General features: G+C 43.9%; 18 protein-coding genes. 9 read left to right on the top strand and 9 right to left on the bottom strand.

Annotated features, from left to right (window positions below):
• Nucleotides 1–30: 30 nt before the first annotated feature.
• The 5 genes from petA to ACFOHL_RS05630 all read left to right on the top strand — a co-directional run bounded on the left by petA (nt 31) and on the right by ACFOHL_RS05630 (nt 3,854).
• Nucleotides 31–663 (top strand): ubiquinol-cytochrome c reductase iron-sulfur subunit, encoded by a 633-nt coding sequence (gene petA / locus ACFOHL_RS05650; protein WP_376919226.1) that lies wholly within the window; start codon nt 31–33, stop codon nt 661–663.
• Nucleotides 663–1,928, top strand: a complete 1,266-nt coding sequence (locus tag ACFOHL_RS05645) for a cytochrome b (protein WP_376919225.1) — start codon at nt 663–665, stop codon at nt 1,926–1,928. The genes petA and ACFOHL_RS05645 overlap by 1 nt, the downstream gene beginning before the upstream one ends.
• Nucleotides 1,925–2,659, top strand: coding sequence for a cytochrome c1 (locus tag ACFOHL_RS05640; RefSeq protein WP_376919224.1), 735 nt, complete (start codon nt 1,925–1,927; stop codon nt 2,657–2,659). Before ACFOHL_RS05645 ends, ACFOHL_RS05640 begins: the two co-directional genes overlap by 4 nt.
• A gap of 104 nt (nt 2,660–2,763) precedes the next feature.
• Complete coding sequence (gene sspA, locus ACFOHL_RS05635; protein WP_376919223.1) at nt 2,764–3,396, top strand: stringent starvation protein SspA; 633 nt, start codon at nt 2,764–2,766, stop codon at nt 3,394–3,396.
• 23 nt (nt 3,397–3,419) lie between these two features.
• Entirely contained in the window at nt 3,420–3,854 is a 435-nt protein-coding gene (locus ACFOHL_RS05630; RefSeq protein ID WP_376919252.1) for a ClpXP protease specificity-enhancing factor, read from the top strand.
• Nucleotides 3,855–3,872: 18 nt separating this feature from the next.
• Here ACFOHL_RS05630 and ACFOHL_RS05625 read toward each other — a convergent pair whose 3' ends face one another.
• Genes ACFOHL_RS05625 through ACFOHL_RS05605 form a run of 5 tightly spaced genes read right to left on the bottom strand, consistent with a single transcriptional unit; the run spans nt 3,873 to nt 8,729 of the window.
• Entirely contained in the window at nt 3,873–5,243 is a 1,371-nt protein-coding gene (locus ACFOHL_RS05625; protein ID WP_376919222.1) for an L-serine ammonia-lyase, read from the bottom strand.
• 6 nt (nt 5,244–5,249) lie between these two features.
• Nucleotides 5,250–5,825, bottom strand: coding sequence for a BON domain-containing protein (locus tag ACFOHL_RS05620; RefSeq protein WP_376919221.1), 576 nt, complete (start codon nt 5,823–5,825; stop codon nt 5,250–5,252).
• A 16-nt stretch (nt 5,826–5,841) separates the two neighbouring features.
• Nucleotides 5,842–6,432 (bottom strand): phosphoheptose isomerase, encoded by a 591-nt coding sequence (locus tag ACFOHL_RS05615; RefSeq protein WP_376919220.1) that lies wholly within the window; start codon nt 6,430–6,432, stop codon nt 5,842–5,844.
• 22 nt (nt 6,433–6,454) lie between these two features.
• Nucleotides 6,455–6,811: a YraN family protein gene (locus tag ACFOHL_RS05610; protein ID WP_376919219.1), complete on the bottom strand. Its 357-nt coding sequence runs from the start codon at nt 6,809–6,811 to the stop codon at nt 6,455–6,457.
• Nucleotides 6,801–8,729: a penicillin-binding protein activator gene (locus ACFOHL_RS05605; RefSeq protein ID WP_376919218.1), complete on the bottom strand. Its 1,929-nt coding sequence runs from the start codon at nt 8,727–8,729 to the stop codon at nt 6,801–6,803. The genes ACFOHL_RS05610 and ACFOHL_RS05605 overlap by 11 nt, the downstream gene beginning before the upstream one ends.
• 150 nt (nt 8,730–8,879) lie before the next feature.
• On the opposite strand from ACFOHL_RS05605, the gene rsmI reads away from it, so the two are divergent.
• Entirely contained in the window at nt 8,880–9,713 is an 834-nt protein-coding gene (gene rsmI / locus ACFOHL_RS05600; RefSeq protein ID WP_376919217.1) for a 16S rRNA (cytidine(1402)-2'-O)-methyltransferase, read from the top strand.
• Nucleotides 9,714–9,720: 7 nt separating this feature from the next.
• Here the strand turns inward: rsmI and argR are convergent, their stop codons facing one another.
• A complete protein-coding gene (gene argR, locus ACFOHL_RS05595; protein WP_376919216.1) occupies nt 9,721–10,185 on the bottom strand; it encodes a transcriptional regulator ArgR in 465 nt (154 codons plus the stop codon).
• Nucleotides 10,186–10,561: 376 nt separating this feature from the next.
• Nucleotides 10,562–10,822: a helix-turn-helix domain-containing protein gene (locus ACFOHL_RS05590; protein ID WP_376919215.1), complete on the bottom strand. Its 261-nt coding sequence runs from the start codon at nt 10,820–10,822 to the stop codon at nt 10,562–10,564.
• Between the two features lie 533 nt (nt 10,823–11,355).
• Between ACFOHL_RS05590 and mdh the strand changes: the two genes are divergently transcribed.
• Nucleotides 11,356–12,294: a malate dehydrogenase gene (gene mdh / locus ACFOHL_RS05585; RefSeq protein WP_376919214.1), complete on the top strand. Its 939-nt coding sequence runs from the start codon at nt 11,356–11,358 to the stop codon at nt 12,292–12,294.
• A gap of 122 nt (nt 12,295–12,416) precedes the next feature.
• A complete protein-coding gene (gene trxC / locus ACFOHL_RS05580) occupies nt 12,417–12,851 on the top strand; it encodes a thioredoxin TrxC (protein WP_376919213.1) in 435 nt (144 codons plus the stop codon).
• Here the strand turns inward: trxC and ACFOHL_RS05575 are convergent.
• Nucleotides 12,848–13,351, bottom strand: a complete 504-nt coding sequence (locus ACFOHL_RS05575) for a TrmH family RNA methyltransferase (RefSeq protein WP_376919212.1) — start codon at nt 13,349–13,351, stop codon at nt 12,848–12,850. The genes trxC and ACFOHL_RS05575 overlap by 4 nt on opposite strands.
• Before the next feature lie 2 nt (nt 13,352–13,353).
• The gene (gene ppc, locus ACFOHL_RS05570) at nt 13,354–15,972 is read right to left on the bottom strand and encodes a phosphoenolpyruvate carboxylase (RefSeq protein WP_376919211.1); all 2,619 of its coding nucleotides are present in this window, start codon (nt 15,970–15,972) and stop codon (nt 13,354–13,356) included.
• 267 nt (nt 15,973–16,239) lie between these two features.
• On the opposite strand from ppc, the gene ACFOHL_RS05565 reads away from it, so the two are divergent.
• Nucleotides 16,240–16,860: an FKBP-type peptidyl-prolyl cis-trans isomerase gene (locus ACFOHL_RS05565; RefSeq protein WP_376919210.1), complete on the top strand. Its 621-nt coding sequence runs from the start codon at nt 16,240–16,242 to the stop codon at nt 16,858–16,860.
• Nucleotides 16,861–16,930: the final 70 nt, after the last annotated feature.

Below are 16,930 nucleotides of genomic sequence, written 5' to 3'. Positions count from 1 at the left end.
AATACCTTTCCAACTCTCGGAGAACAGTTGATGAGTGAAGTATCATTAGATGCGAATAAGTCAGCCCAAGACCCTTCAGCACCAGAAAGCAGTAACAGACGCAAGTTTTTGACTGTGGCAACCTCAGTTGTTGGTGCAGTGGGTGCAGGTTGTGCTGCCGTTCCTTTTATTGCCTCGTGGAACCCCAGTGCTAAAGCAAAAGCAGCCGGTGCTGATGTCGAAGTCGACATAAGCGGTGTTCAGGTTGGCCAGTTAATTCGTGTAATGTGGCGAAGTAAGCCTGTGTGGATCGTTCGTCGTCCTGCAGCAGTGCTCGAAGCCTTGGCAAAGCATGAAGATCAGCTAAAAGATCCCGCTTCTGACCAGCCACAACAACCTGAATATGCAAAAAACCAGTATCGTTCGATTAAAGACGAGTATTTGGTGCTAGTGGGTATATGTACACACTTAGGCTGTTCTCCTCAGCATTTGTCTAATGGTGCATTTGCACAGTATGCAGAGGGTGTGCAAGACGGGTTCTTCTGTCCCTGCCATGGTTCAAAGTTTGATATGGCTGGGCGTGTGTTCCAAAATGTACCTGCTGGTCTTAACCTTCAAGTGCCGCCATATACATTTTTAGACGACAATACCTTACTTATCGGCTCTGATGGGGAGGCTGCCTAATGAATGCTTTTCTTAATTGGATTGAGGCACGTATTCCTTTAATGCGTGTCGCAAATATGCACGCCATTCAATACCCTGCTCCACGCAATATGAACTTTTGGTATGTGTTCGGGTTTTTGGCGACCATCGTACTAGTAAATCAAATCGTCACTGGTATTTGGCTTACCATGAACTTTGAACCATCTGCAGAACGCGCGTTTGCTTCGGTAGAATATATCATGCGCGAAGTTGATTACGGTTGGTTAATTCGCTACATGCACAGTACCGGTGCTTCGGCTTTCTTCGTTGTAGTGTATTTACATATGTTCAGAGGCATGATCTATGGCTCTTATCAAAAGCCTCGTGAACTATTGTGGATCTTTGGTATGTTGATCTACCTCGCACTTATGGCTGAAGCCTTTATGGGGTACGTATTGCCATGGGGTCAAATGTCTTATTGGGGTGCGCAGGTTATCGTATCACTCTTTGGCGCAATCCCAGTCATTGGTCCAGATTTGGTTATTTGGATTCAGGGCGATTATGTTATTTCAGGTGCAACGCTTAACCGTTTCTTCGCCTTACATGTAATTGCATTACCACTTGTTATTGTTATTTTAGTGTTTTTACACATCATTGCTTTACACGAAGTTGGCTCTAACAACCCAGATGGTGTCAATATCAAACACAAAAAAGGTAGCTTGTCTGAGGAAGAAAAAACTAAGTTTACTATTCACGAATACTATACAAGCAAGTACGACATTGCGGACGATATTGTGCCATTTTTCCCGCATATCGTATTAAAAGACTTAGTTGCATTTACTATATTCTTGTTTGCATTTTGCTATATCTTGTTTTTTGCACCTGAGATGGGTGGTAAGTTCTTAGAGCACCCTAACTTCGAAATTGCTAACCCCCTGAAAACGCCAGAGCATATCTTCCCCGTTTGGTATTTCACCCCCTTCTACGCTATCTTGAAGGCGGTGCCAGATAAGTTGTTTGGTGTCTTGACCATGTTTGCAGCTATTGGTGTGCTATTCGCTTTGCCGTGGGTTGATCGCAGTAATGTGCGCTCGTGGAGGTACAGAAGTGGCTTACACAAGGTTAACTTAATTGTGTTCGCTATTGTGTTTGTGTTTCTTGGATACCTAGGTGGCACGCCACAAGAAAACTGGAAAATCATCGCTTCACAAGTCGCGACGATCATGTACTTTGCATTTTTTGCTGCCTTGTTCTTATATTCTAAGAGTGAGCAAACTAAACCTGTACCTACGAGGATCCCAAAATGAAGCGTTGGTTAGCATTATTATTGTTTGTTCCTAGTATTAGCTTCGCGGCAGGCTCAGGTTACCCACTAGACAGTGTTGATATCGACCTAAAAGATAAACCTTCACTGCAAAACGGTGCGAAGATATTTATGAATTACTGTTTGGGCTGTCACCAAATGCAGTATCAGCGGTATCAGCGTACTTTTAATGATTTGGGTATTCCAGAGGAATTGGGTGAAGCGTACTTACAGTTTACTGGGGAAAAAGTATCTGATTACATCACGACGCCTATGCCTTCTGAAGACGCCGCCAAATGGTTCGGTGGTCCGCCACCCGATCTAACCTTGGTCGCGAGAGTTAGAGGCCCTGAATGGCTTTATACTTACCTGCGTACCTTTTATGTTGACGAAGATAAAAAGTTTGGCGTAAACAACTTGGTTTTCCCTGATGTTGGGATGCCACATGTATTGGAGCCTTTACAAGGTACCCCTCGTAAAGTCTACAAAGAAGTCATGGTAGATGGGAAAATGACTAAATCTGAAGTATTCACTGTAGAGTCAGATGGAAATGGTGCTTTATCGCCAGAGGAATACGACACGGCTATTCGCGATTTAGTCAATTTTTTGGAATATACCGGTGAGCCTTCACGTTTGGAGTCTGAGAGTATTGGACGCGGCGCCTTAATATTTATTGTAATATTCTTTGTCTTCGCGCTACTTCTTAAGAAAGAATACTGGCGAGACGTGAAGTAATAGTTTACAATTCACGACCTTTTTAAAAAGGGGCTTTGTAGCCCCTTTTTATGCATTTATTTTCAACAAAATACAACACACAGCATCAGCTAACGGAGGTTTTAATGGCAGTAGCCACTAACAAACGTTCAATAATGACTCTTTTTTCTGACAATATAGATATATATAGTCATCAGGTGCGTATTGTGCTTGCAGAGAAGGGTGTAGGGGTAGAAATAATTTTTACTGATCCCTCTCAGATGAATGAAGAACTGTTAGAGCTAAACCCTTATGGTACTGTTCCTACCCTAGTTGATCGTGAACTAGTATTGTACAAATCACATATTGTGATGGAATATTTGGACGAGCGTTTTCCGCATCCTCCACTCATGCCTGTGTATCCAGTATCTCGTGGAACGAGTCGCTTAATGATGCACCGAATTGAACAAGACTGGTATAGTCTCGCTGCTCGTATATTCCGAAATGAGGAAGGAGCAGAACAAGCCAGAACTGAGTTACGTGAAGCAATATTGTCGCTGGCACCGATTTTTGCTGAGACCCCTTACTTTATGAGTGAAGAATTTAGCTTAGTGGATTGTTATCTTGCTCCCTTGTTGTGGCGCCTACCTGCACTAGATATTACGCTAAGCGGAGCTGGCAGCCGCGAAGTAAATGCTTATATGAAGCGTATTTTTGAACGCGGTTCGTTTAAAGCATCACTGACTGATCAAGAAAGAGAAATTCACAACCCATTGTAAGTGGTATTGTTATGCAGCAAGGAATGACATCCAATCAACCCTATTTGCTAAAAGCTTTCTATGACTGGATTGTGGACAACGGCTTAACGCCTTACGTTGTCGTCAGTACACGATGGCCGAATGTTGATGTCCCGATGCAGTTTGTCAAAGATGATCAGATTGTATTAAATATTTCCCCAGCTGCTTGTGTTAACTTTGTAATGGATGTTGATGCCGTGTCTTTTCAGGCACGTTTTGGTGGGCAACCGACCAATGTTATGTTCCCATGTGAGGCTGTAGGCGCTATTTACGCAAAAGAGAATGGTGCTGGCACTGTTTTTACACAGGAACTACCTGCAGTTGAGGAACAGCAAAATACGTCGTTAGGTGTGGTAGAAGACAACAATAATGACTCTACGCCACCTAAGCCATCTCCAGAAAAACCAAAAAGTAAGGCTAATTTACGAGTGATCAAATAAGTCTCGCGTTTAATTACATTAACATTCTATTATGTTAACAGCTAAACCGCCTCTGGCGGTTTCTTTGTATTTGGACTTCATATCATTGCCCGTGTCCCACATGGTTTTAATCACTTTGTCCAAAGACACTTTATGTTGTCCTGTGCCTCGCATAGCAAGCCTGCTAGCATTAATAGCTTTGATCGCGCCCATTGCATTGCGCTCAATACATGGCACTTGAACAAGACCGCCCACAGGGTCGCAGGTTAAACCGAGATTGTGTTCCATGCCTATTTCTGCCGCGTTCTCAACGGCGTCAACAGAGCCACCGATGATTTCTGTCAAGGCGCCAGCGGCCATCGAGCATGCAACGCCCACTTCGCCTTGACAGCCTACTTCTGCACCAGAGATAGACGCATTTTTTTTGTATAAAATACCAATTGCTGCAGCGGTGAGTAAATAGCGACAAGCAGTCTCGTCATCTACTGGACGAATAAATTTATCGTAGTAACATAACACAGCGGGAATGATACCCGCCGCTCCATTAGTTGGGGCGGTGACCACTCGGCTGCCCGCTGCGTTTTCTTCGTTAACCGCTAGCGCGAATAAGTTTACCCAGTCCATAGCTGACATGGGATCATCTGTTTTTTCGCTTAATAGTCGTCGATAGAGACCAGGTGCTCTGCGCTGTACCTTAAGTCCTCCAGGTAAAATACCCTCTGTTCGGATACCACGCTCAACGCATTTTTTCATGTTTGTCCAAATGTCGAGTAAGCGCGAGTTGACTTCCGCTTCTGGTAGTATGGCTTTTTCATTTTCTAGCATCAGTTTACTGACGCTAAAACCATAGGTTTTGCAGGTCTCGACAAGCTCTATTGCCTTTTCAAAAGGGTAGGGTATGTCGGCAGTTATCAAGGCTTTTTCTTTTTGTGCCGCAAACTCACTTTCTTTGACAATAAAGCCACCTCCGATGGAGTAGTAGCTTTCTTGGAATAGGATTTCGTCTTCGCTGTGAGCATAAAAGGTTAGGCCATTTGGATGCAGAGGCAACGACTTTTTTCGATGAAATATAATTGCGTCACGATTGGGGAAATTTACCGAGTGATCAATACCTTGCAACTTAAGTAATTGCTTCTGCTCTACTTCTTTGAGTAGCGACTCAATATGATCGACATCAACGCCTTCTGGGGTTAAACCCATTAGGCCGAGAATCACGGCTTTTCCAGTACCGTGCCCTTTGCCGGTCTGTCCTAAGGAACCAAACAACTGAACACTAAAACGCCTTGTTTGGTCTATTAGTTTGTCCTCACATAACTGAGATACAAAAGCATTGGCAGCTTTCATTGGACCCACGGTATGAGAGCTCGACGGACCTATGCCGATACTGAACATGTCAAATACACTGATCATGGTTTATTAGTCCGTCAACTCCAGCACTCTAACTACTTTACTCACACCTTTGACATTTCTGGCGACATCAACGGCAGCTAGTGCTTCTTTGCGTGTCAATTTGCCCATGATAAACACTTCGCTGTCCTCAACAATTAAGTCGAGCTTTAGTAGTGGGACTTTTTTGTTGGTACCCATGAGTGTTCTAATTTTCGTACCTAGCCATATATCGTGCATGGTGGAAGAAGCAGGAATAGGGCTACCTAGGCGAATTTGGTTGTGAACACGCTTTACATTGGTCACACTCGCTGCTTTTTGTTGTGCCGCTTCAATAAATGACGACTGATTGGCTTGTCCAGTCAACAAAACTTGCCCATTGTATACATGGACACTGATTGCCGAGTTCTCATCAATGTCGGGGATCGCGTTGATTGCTGAACTAACGCGGGCTTCCATGGTTTTATCATCTATTTGTGTGCCGACTGAGCGCCTATCTGAGGCTGAAGAGGCGGCGGTACCTGCCGCGCCTACGGCGACAACAGAGGCGCAGCCAGACACAAGTAAGTGTGTGCAGAGTATAGTTATTACTAGGCGTTTACGCATACTTCATCTCTATATTCTATGTTGAAGCGATTGGGAACAGTGCATTGTCTATGGATTCGCATAAGCAGTGTATCGCCAATAAGTGCACTTCCTGAATTCTTGCCGTTCTTGAAGATGGCACCCGAATTTCCACATCATTCTCCCCAATAAAGCCAGCCATTTCACCTCCATCTTTTCCGGTAAGGGCGACGATGGTCATGTCTCGCGCTAGCGCGGCTTGCATGGCATTGATAACATTAGTTGAGTTTCCGCTTGTAGAAATGGCGAGCAATATATCACCTTGTTGTCCCAATGCCTTGACCTGCTTAGAAAAAACGTCGTCATACGAGAAGTCATTAGCAATGGATGTCAATGTGGAAGTATCCGTAGTTAAGGCTATCGCGGGTAGCGGGGGCCTGTCTCGCTCATATCGATTGAGCAACTCTGACGAAAAATGTTGCGCATCGCCAGCGGAGCCACCGTTGCCACAGGTAAGTATTTTGTTACCCATGATCAAGGCTTGAATCATCATTTTTGATGCTTTTTCTATTGATTCAGGGATGGCTTCTGCTGCCGCAATTTTTGTTTGAATGCTTTCTGTAAAGTTCTTTTTAATATTATCTAACATGCACTTCTTAGCTCATTGATCTCTATACATTCTTTATCCATTGCAAGGTATTGTTATCAATCGCAATGAGGTCTACGCGAATGTGTTCGTGATGAATATTACGTTGTTTTTCCATAAAGTAACACATTATTGCATTGACTACTTTACGTCTTTTATTCGGCGTAAAAAATTCAGCCGCACTACCATGAGAATTATCACTTCGGTATTTGACTTCAACAAACAGCCAAAGTTGCGCTTGCTTGAAGATAAGATCGATTTCTCCAGATTTGGACTTATAGTTGGCCTCAACAAACCTTAAACCTTGGTCGAGCAAATATTGTTTTGCCTTCGTTTCAGCCAAAGCACCAATGTTCGGTGCTTCCCATTGTTTAATCGCCATCAATATTATCTGTATCTTGGATTTCCAAGGGGGATAAGCGTCGATTGACTAAGCCATCTCGTGATACTGATAACTCGCCGCTCAACCCTTTCTTTGAAACTTGCTCAAACAGTTTGAGTTGCAAGGCATTTTTTGCCACCGTCAGCGCGTCGTAGCCAAAAGCAAACAAACGCAAGAACGTACTGGACGGTTGGTTATACAACTCATCGACAGTGACAGACAAATCGGAGTTTCGCGCTTCTGGTTGGACAAAGGGCATATCTATAAACACCACATTGCGCAAATCGCGGATACTATTCTTGTTGTATTTGTGGTTGTAGCTGTATGAAGTTGCGAATACTGGGACTTTTTTATTGCTAAATAAACTGATACTGCTTTCAATAATGGGATTGAGAAGCTCGAGATCTTGAGGGCTAGCGAATACCACAAAGGCTTCAATATCACGGCGATTTCTGGTCACGCTATGCACTACCTCAGCGCTAAGAGCAGAAAGCTGGTCAATGCGTTTTTTACTTTGTAGTACATCCAATGCAGAAGTAATCCCTGTACGCATGGTTTTGCTATCGGTAAAACTCACTTCAGTTAAGCGATTTGGCGTCTCGGTTTGCTGGTTTGATAATTCACTCCAGCGTTCAATGAAAGCATTTTTCATACGAGTAGAAATATTACTTTCTTCATAAATAACAATGGGTTTACTGATCCCTTGTGTCGCTACCAATGAGGCTAACTCTTGAGCTTCTTGCTCGGGAGACAGTGCGAAATAACTCGTTAGTAAGGTATCTTCTCCTTGATGCTCACTAGTAGAGGGTGAATTAAGATGAACCCGTGCTAGTTGACTTGGGATCAAGTCCGATATTTCTTGAATATGGCTTTTAAGTAATGGGCCGACGACTACCCCAAATTCTTCAAAGTTTAGCTTACTTACATCCTCACTCAAGGTTTCTGATGAACCACTGTCAATGAATGTTATTGAGCGGGCTTCTTCACTCGGATCGCCACCTAAAGTATTTGCATAGCGGTAGTATGCGGACAATATGCCTTGTTTTATGGCGTTGCCTTGACTGGCTAAACGCCCTGACAAGGGAATAATGACGGCGATATCTCTTTTCTCAGAGAGTGTCAGATTCGTGAAAGTAGATACAATAGAAGGAATTTGTTCCGAGGCCTCAAGCTTGGCGTTACTCTGCAGCCAAGCTTTTACCGCCTCCTGCCGGCTAGTGTCTGCGAGTGCGTCATCTTCAACAATGGCTAACAAGTCAATGTACGGTCGCAGTGAGGGCGTATTCGCCCACAATACTTTGCGTTGAGTTTGTGTTTGTTGACTGAGTGCTTGCCATAACAGGCTTACTCGGTGAGTACTGAGTATCGACGGGCTTGAGATATTGCGGGCAAGCATTTCAATGCTTTCGTTATATTGCCCAGCAAGCACTTGTTTTACCGCATTAGCTAACGCTAGGCGACTTGTATAACTATCGGTGAGCGAGTAATTGGCATGACTTAGGTCTTTTGCATTCGCTAACCAAGTATCGGCATAATCGAGCTTTTGAGCGGAAGACGTATCTTTTGGCTTGTCCAAAATTTCTTTAAGTAAGCATTCACTTCGCAGTAATTCTAATTCAGCTAATTGTTTATTTGATAGCTGAGTATTATACAAGTGAAAAACAATCGTGTTACTGTCGTCACAATTGTTGTCTAGTTGCAGCTCAAAAGCATAGTGCAACAGAGCTTCAACTGTACTTTGTTTGTTTTTAGTCTTTTCGTAACGATCCGTAATTTCTTCGATTGGGCTGCGCGTGACTTCTTGTTGTTGTGTAGCTTGTTTTTTGACAACTGGGGACGGTGCTTGTTTCGGTGTACCGCCACAAGCACTCATAATAATGCTAATTACACATGCAAGCAGTAGACGATGAATACGCAATTAATGCCCCTATATCTTTACTGAAATCAAATCGAAACCCTAGTTTACCTGCAAGCTAAAAAAATACCAGCTACGGCTACAGAAACTGATCGAAAGACTGTGTAAACTATTGATCATCCAAACTCGTCCATATTTATTTTTAGGTTGTCTATGTCTGCAGGAAGTCTATTCATTGTGCCCACTCCAATTGGTAATTTGTCAGACATGACACCAAGAGCAATTGAGGTCTTAGCATCCGTTGATCTCATTGCAGCCGAAGATACGCGTCATTCAGGCAAACTACTGCAGCATTTTGAAATTAAGACAAATGCAATTAGTTTGCATGCACACAACGAGAGTGCGCGAAGCGAGTATATTGTTGATAAGTTACTTGAGGGCTTAAATGTTGCGCTCATATCAGATGCAGGCACACCACTAATTAGTGACCCAGGTTTCGAGCTTGTTAATCGGTGTCGAGAAAAGGGAGTGATGGTGTCAGCGCTACCGGGTGCATGCGCACTCACTACCGCCCTGTCTGCTTGTGGTTTACCTACTGATAAGTTTACGTTTTCAGGGTTTTTGCCAGTAAAAATACAAGCGCGGGAATCGTCGCTCTTACAGGCAATAGACTCTGCCCATACTCATGTATTTTACGAATCACCCAAGCGTATTCTCGATACCTTGACGTCAATTGAAAAGCATCGACCCGAGGCGCAAGTGGTGATTGCTAAGGAGCTGAGTAAGACATTTGAAACTTATCAAAAGGGCGCAGCTACTGATTTAATTAAGTGGTTAAGTGCTGAACAAGCAAGGCAAAAAGGCGAGTTTGTCTTAATTGTATATCAGGCAAAGGAAAAAGTGCCTGACGCACTACCCGATGAGGCAAAAAAACTATTGGGCTTACTGTTGCCTTTGCTACCACCGAAAAAAGCAGCTACAGTGGTGGCGGAGCAGTATTCTTTAAATAAGAAGCAAGTGTATCAGCACAGTATCAGCATAAGATAAACAGCCTCTAGACATTGTCAAACAGGGTCTGCACGCGTAGCCGTAAATCTTCTATATGTTCGATATTGGCAGGGGCAATGAATATTGTATCGTCACCGGCGATAGTGCCCAGTACACCATCTGCTTGACTGAGCGAATCGAGTAGTCTAGCGATGAGTTGCGCCGCACCGGGACTTGTCCTGATAATTACCATCACATTGTTGTGTACGACGTCTAAAACTAATTGTTTTAGGGGGCTTTTTGCCGTTGGCATGGCTAATTCTGGTGGCAAGCAATAGACCATATCTCCCCGGGCATCACGGGTTCTTACCGCACCGAATTTACTTAACATACGCGATACTTTTGATTGGCTAATATTATCAAATCCAAGCCCTTTCAAAGCATTGACAATGTCACCCTGTGAGCCGTAACTTTCAGAGTTGAGGAGCTCTTTAAATGCTTTGACCAGTTCGTCCTGTTTGCTTACAGCCATTTGCTACGCTTAGTTCTTGTCGTGAAAAGTTTAGGGTAATGCATTCTGCCTGATGGTTGTGGAATAAGCAATTAGGACTTAGCTGAGATTTTCTGCAACATAAAGAGTTACAAGTCGGTTAAAAGTCTCCACCATCACTTACGTTCCCTTGTGCTAAGTCTTGTTGTGATTTTTATGCCCCTAGTAAGGGAAGGTGCTTGAGTTTATGATATTGAAGAGCAATGTAAACACACGCTTTAATTTCTGTTTCAGGCAAAGGCATTGATCTTCCTTGTATCTCGGCTCGATGTTATGCCTATTAAATAGGCAAATCAAAAGTGGCCTTCTCTGCAGCATCAACTCTTAATACAAGCGGTAGCGAGCAGCTTGATTTTTTTTAAGCCGCGTGTTCACTTTCTACTTCCCAGCCTGGGAACACGAGTACCGCTGGGTGACATGTTAAAGCGCGAGCCAGAGATTTTGCGCGCTCTACCCCTAAGTTGATACGATCATTTTCTATTGCTAATATCGTTGAATGAGGAATGCCTGTCATTTTAGCTAAATCATTTTGGCTTAGCTCCTGAAGCTCGCGAATGATACGGACTGATTCGCCGCTAGGAATAGAGACTCGTTTTTTAGCTTTTTGAAAATCTATCATTATGATCTCCTACGATAATCATGGGGTGTAAGCCCTACCACTTGGACATACATCGCTCCGTTTTCAGCAGAGTAAATAACTCGATATTGCTGATTTAAACGAGAAGAGCGAAATCCTTTCCAATTTCCAGAAAGTGCTTCATCTTTGAAACCTTTAATAAAGCGCAATCCAGAAGGGTGAGATATGATCACAATATCCGTCCGTTTTTCATAGCACTTTTGAGTTTCTAGAGGCGCTTTCGAAAGTTGCTTATCCAATCGTTTATGTTCGAATATCTCTCACATACTCAAGAGTATATATACCTAATATAGTATGCCAATCTAAATGGCGACATAACTTTCCACTGATTGGTAATCGTACTTATAGCATACCCCGCGTGTTAACGTCCCAGTGATCAACGAGAGCGACTTAATTGTAAAGTACGGCACCGCACTGACATCAAAAACAATAACACGCTAGAATGATTGAGATTTAAGCTTATTTATATTACTCTCTCGCTCGAAAAATATTGCCCTATAATCAGGAGACATAACATGAAAGTAGCCGTATTAGGCGCGGCCGGTGGTATCGGTCAGGCATTATCATTATTGCTAAAAACTCAACTTCCTGCCGGTTCTGAATTGTCATTGTATGACGTAGCGCCAGTAGTTCCAGGAGTTGCTGTTGATTTGAGCCACATCCCCACTGACGTAACGGTTAAGGGCTTTGGAAAAGACGACTTGGCAGATGCCTTGACAGCTTGTGATATCGTGTTAATTCCTGCTGGTGTTCCTCGTAAACCTGGAATGGATCGTTCTGATTTGTTCAATATCAATGCGGGTATCGTGAAAAATCTCGTTGATGCTTGTGCTGACAATTGCCCAAGCGCATGCATTGGCATCATTACCAATCCTGTGAACACAACAGTTGCTATCGCTGCTGAAGCCTTAAAGGCAAAAGGTGTTTACGACAAAAACAAACTATTTGGTGTGACGACGCTAGATGTTATTCGTTCAGAAACTTTTATTGCTGAGCTAAAAGGCAAGAGTACATCCGAGATCCACGTTCCCGTTATTGGTGGTCATTCTGGTACTACTATCTTGCCTTTGCTTTCTCAGGTTGAAGGCGTGTCTTTTACGGATGAAGAAGTCGCAGAACTCACTCCTCGTATCCAAAATGCAGGTACAGAAGTTGTTCAAGCAAAAGCCGGTGGAGGCTCTGCCACACTCTCTATGGGGCAGGCTGCTGCTAGATTCTGTTTGTCACTGGTTAAGGCGCTTCAAGGTGAAGAAGTGGTCGAATATACTTATGTACAAGTTGATGGCTCTGAAGACGCAGCGTTTTTCGCACATCCAGTAAAACTTGGCAAAAACGGTGTCGAAGAAATTTTGCCTTATGGTGAATTAAGTGCATTTGAACAAAAAGCAAAAGAAGACATGCTAGAAGGTTTACGCGGCGACATTCAGCTTGGTGTGGATTTCGTAAAAGGCTAAGCTATAGCAATATATAAAAAAGGCGCATTACGCGCCTTTTTTGTTGGCTTTTATTCAGATGAGAAATTAAATGCTGAACATGCAGGTCTTTTGTTGAAACTATCGATATTTTAAGGGTAAGTATGCATATAGTGTGCAGTAAATGTGGTGCAATTAACCGGATACCAGAAGACAAGTCTCATGTGCATGCCGGATGTGGGAAGTGTAAAGCTGAGATATACGAAGCGAAGCCTGTTGACTTAACTGACCAAAGCTTTTATCGCTATGTCGAAAAGAATGATTTACCTGTTATTGTAGACTTTTGGGCGTCATGGTGTGGTCCATGCAAAGTCATGGCACCGGTATTTGAGTCAGTTGCCGTGCAATCTGATGGTCTACTATTTGCAAAAGTAGATACACAAGATGCGCAACAAGTTTCAGCCGAAGCGGGTATTCGTTCGATTCCAACGTTGATATTTTTTCACAAGGGTAGTGAGATAGATAGAGTGTCGGGGGCTTTAGGTGAGGCGCAGCTTAAGCAGTGGATCATGAAATGCGTCAATACGATAGCGGCTTAAATTAACAGCGTGTTGTTTGTATCTCTGGCTGCACGCAATGCTGCGTTGCTTTTGTCGTAACCCAGTTTGCTTAAGCGGTCATAAAACAAGACGCTAGCTGTCGCTGCTAAATTTAAATTGCTGCGACAGGGAATAAACACTACATCATCTGCTTGATTGACAATCGCTTGCGATACACTTCCGTCCTCTGGTCCAAAAATATAGTAAGCACTCTCTGGGTGCTGGTATTCTGGCAGCGCCGTAGCGTTTTCAACTAATTCTACCACTACTGTTTTAGCTTGCTTGGGTTTATAGTCGAGCAAGTTGTCTACGCCAATAGTTGGAATGCTGCGCCTAAATGCTTTGGTATCTTGGGCAAAGTCTTTGCTGTTGTCACGTGCGTAGCCAAATCGCTGACCGGTGTAAAAAATGGAACTGGCGCCAAAGCAGCCACCTGCGCGTAAAATAGCCGCTACATTGGTAGCGGCTTTAGGGTTAACAAGGCCAATACTAAAAGGCATGTTTATCCAGTATTACGCATACCGACAGCGATGCCTGTAATAGCGACCATCATAGCACGCTCCAATGTTTCAACGTCATTGTCACTGAAATTAGACGCTTCTGCCTTTCTTATGCGATCAAGAAGCTCTATTTGTAAATAGTGCAAAGGTTGCAAGTAGGTTGCTCTAATGTTCATGGAAGTACGTCCGTGGGGGTCGTCTTCCATCATGTGTTCATGGCCGGTGATGGACAATAGAGAGTCGATACTGTCTCTTAGCTCTGTGCGCAAAGCCTCACCAAAGTGGGACAGTTCTGTCGGCACCAGGCGTTTGTCATATGCCGCACTGATGTTGGGATCGGCTTTTTTAAACACCATGTCTAGCATCGAAATACGTGAAGCAAAGAAAGGCCATTGTTCTATCATTTCTTGCACAAGCGCTTTGTTTTCGGCTGTGTTTATGCTGTCGATAGCGCGCATTACGCCCAGCCAACTAGGTAATACAAGGCGCGTCTGCGCCCAAGCAAAAATCCAAGGGATGGCGCGTAAACTTTCTATGCCGCCTTGAGGTTTACGTTTTGCTGGTCGGCTACCCAAAGGCAATTTGCCTAATTCTTGCTCAGGTGTGGCGACCCGAAAATACGGGACAAAATCTTTATCGTGACGAACGGTTTGACGATAGTTATCACGGCCTTTGTCTGCCATTTGTGCAATGATTTCGCGCCATGCTTGTTTGGGTGCTGGCGGCGGAGAGGTAATCGCTTCGACGACAGCCGAGGCGTATAAAGATAAACTGCGTTTGGCTAATTGTGGCATGCCAAACTTATAACGAATGGTTTCGCCTTGTTCGGTAACCCTAAAGCCGCCTTCTAATGATCCCGGCGGCTGTGAGTGTATCGCGGCTTTAGCAGGTAAACCACCTCGACCAATTGTGCCTCCTCTGCCGTGAAAGAGGGTGAGTTGAATGTTGTTTTCACTCGCTAAGTTAACTAAGGCCTCTTGTGATTCGTATTGTGCCCAACCTGCGGCAAGTGAGCCTGCATCTTTGGCTGAATCAGAATAGCCAATCATTACGTACTGTCGGCCATTGATATACTTTTTATACCAATCAATATCTAGCAGCGCTTTCATCGCTTCTGGCGAATTATTTAGGTCATCCAGTGTTTCAAATAAAGGTGCTACCGGCATAGGCCATGATACGCCTGCTTCTTGCAGTAGCAATTGTACAGCGAGCACATCTGAGGGCTCGCGCGCCATGGAAATAATATAAATACCAAAGCCATCTTCATCGTTATTAGCTATGACTTCACATGTGTCTAATACTTCTTGTACTTCTTCAGATGGTGCCCAATTTTTGGGGAAAAGAGGGCGACGAGACGACAGCTCTTTGAGTAAGAAAGTTTGCTTCTCTTTTTCACTCCAGGTGTTGTAATCACCCAGACCAAGATACTGCGTAACTTCGCTGAAGACGTCGGCGTGTCGTTGGGAGTCCTGTCTTATGTCGAGTTTTAGTAGTTGCGCACCAAAGGCGTGCGCTCTTCTCAAAGTGTCGAGCAAGGCGCCGTCTGCAATGACCTGCATGTTGCATTCACAGAGAGACTGGTAACACAAATTTAATGGTTTAAGTAGCTCGTCTGTGCTTTGGATCCATTTCTTGGTTTTGGCTTTGCCCTCGCGGGTAAGTTCTAATTTAAGAATAAGCGGCTTTAAAATCGCACGATAGGGCTCTTTCTCGTCGCCAACAAATTCACGCAGTGCATCACTGCATTTGTTCATTGACAGTTCGGTATATAAGCGGTGGAAATCTTCCAGAAATAACTTGGCAGCGCGACGTCTGGCGCGAAGTAATACTTCTTGCGTGACCGATGCTGTCACAAATGGATTACCGTCTCTGTCCCCGCCCATCCAGGAACTAAATTGCACTGGCTTTGCGGTCAGGGGTAAGCGCTGAGAAAAACGCGTTTGTAAGAAATCATCTAATTCGCGCATAAACTCGGGCACCGCTTCCCATAGCGAGTTTTCAATCACGGAATAGCCCCAGCGCGCTTCATCGACGGGCGTGGGTCTAACTGAGCGAATTTCTTCTGTGTGCCAAGCCTGTGCAATTAAGTCTGCCACTCTTGCTTTACTGCGGGCGCGCTCTGACTCACTGATTTCTTCAGAGTGTAGGGTCAATAGTTGACTCGCAAGTTCGCGGTGTTTGTGAATGTTTGTGCGGCGCGTTACTTCAGTTGGATGAGCGGTGAGAACTAAGTCTACATTGAGGTGTTCAATGGCTTGCTTAATCGCATTTTCATCTATGTCTTTACCAGAGGTTTCCAACAAGTTGTTCAATTGTGAAGACAACGAGTCTGCTGATGTGGCTGCCGTATTGAATTCTTGTTCAGCAATGTTGGCTAGGTTCAAAAACTGTGCAAATGCGCGGCCTATTGTCAACAAAGATTTATTATCGAGTGAGGCTAATGTGTCTGCAAGTTTTTGTGTTGATGCTTCATCGCCATTTGCCGATTCTCTGCCGTCATGACGAATTTGCTCAATACGCGCCAACCATTCAGTCCCCAATTCTGTTTCAATTGTTTCACCTAGCGTTGCGCCCAGATATTTAATGGTGTCTTTCAACTGAGTGACCAAATCTTGCTTCATATTTTCAATGATTCCTATATTGCTTTTCTAGATTAACCATACTTCGATAGCGAGCCTATGTCTAGACGCTCTCTATATAGATCCCGTCTATTGTAGAATGCTTTGCTTGTTGATGTTAAATGGGTGTTAAATGTGCTCAATAAGCAATCAAATTTGATATACATAAACACACCAAACAACGAGATATAACTACGAAAATAACGCAATTAGGATTGCTGTTGTTGGCATGTTATCCTTCCGTCCTTTATTAAGAACTACGGAATTAACGTGAGCGAAAAATACACTAGTGTAGAAGAACAAGCCAGTTACGGCATTGGCTTTCAAATGGGTCAGCAGTTAACATCAAACCCTTTTGAAGGTTTGGACATAAACATCGTGCTAGAAGGGGTTAAGCGCGGTTTTTCTGGTGAGTCTCCAGAAGTCAGCAACGACGCTCTGCGGACTGCATTTAACGAAATTCATCAACGCATGCAAGCGGCAAAACAATCGCAACACGCAGAGGTTATGGCTGAAGGCAAAAACTACCTCGAAGAAAATGCGAAAAGGGACGAAGTAACGGTAACCGAATCGGGTTTACAATATGAAGTTTTACAATCAGGTGACGGCGAAAAGCCAACAGCAACGTCTACTGTAAAAACGCATTACCACGGCACCCTAATCGACGGCAAAGTGTTCGACAGTAGCTATGAGCGTGGTCAACCTGCTGAATTTCCAGTAAATGGCGTAATCAAAGGTTGGACGGAAGCTTTGCAATTGATGTCTGTCGGCGACAAATGGCGCTTACATGTGCCTTATGATCTCGCTTATGGAGAGCAAGGCGCGGGTGCTGCAATTGGTCCTTACTCCACATTGGTTTTTGACGTAGAGTTACTCGATATCGTCGCCTAAACAGTTTCTAGAGCAGCATACATGCTGCTCTTTTTCTATATTATTCAATACCCTCCCTAGCTTGTCACTC

Source organism: Agaribacter flavus (assembly GCF_042646125.1).
Classification (GTDB): Bacteria; Pseudomonadota; Gammaproteobacteria; order Enterobacterales; family Alteromonadaceae; genus Glaciecola; species Glaciecola flavus.
The sequence above is the reverse complement of the archived record's forward strand: the minus strand, read 5'-3'. Positions and strand labels throughout refer to the sequence as shown.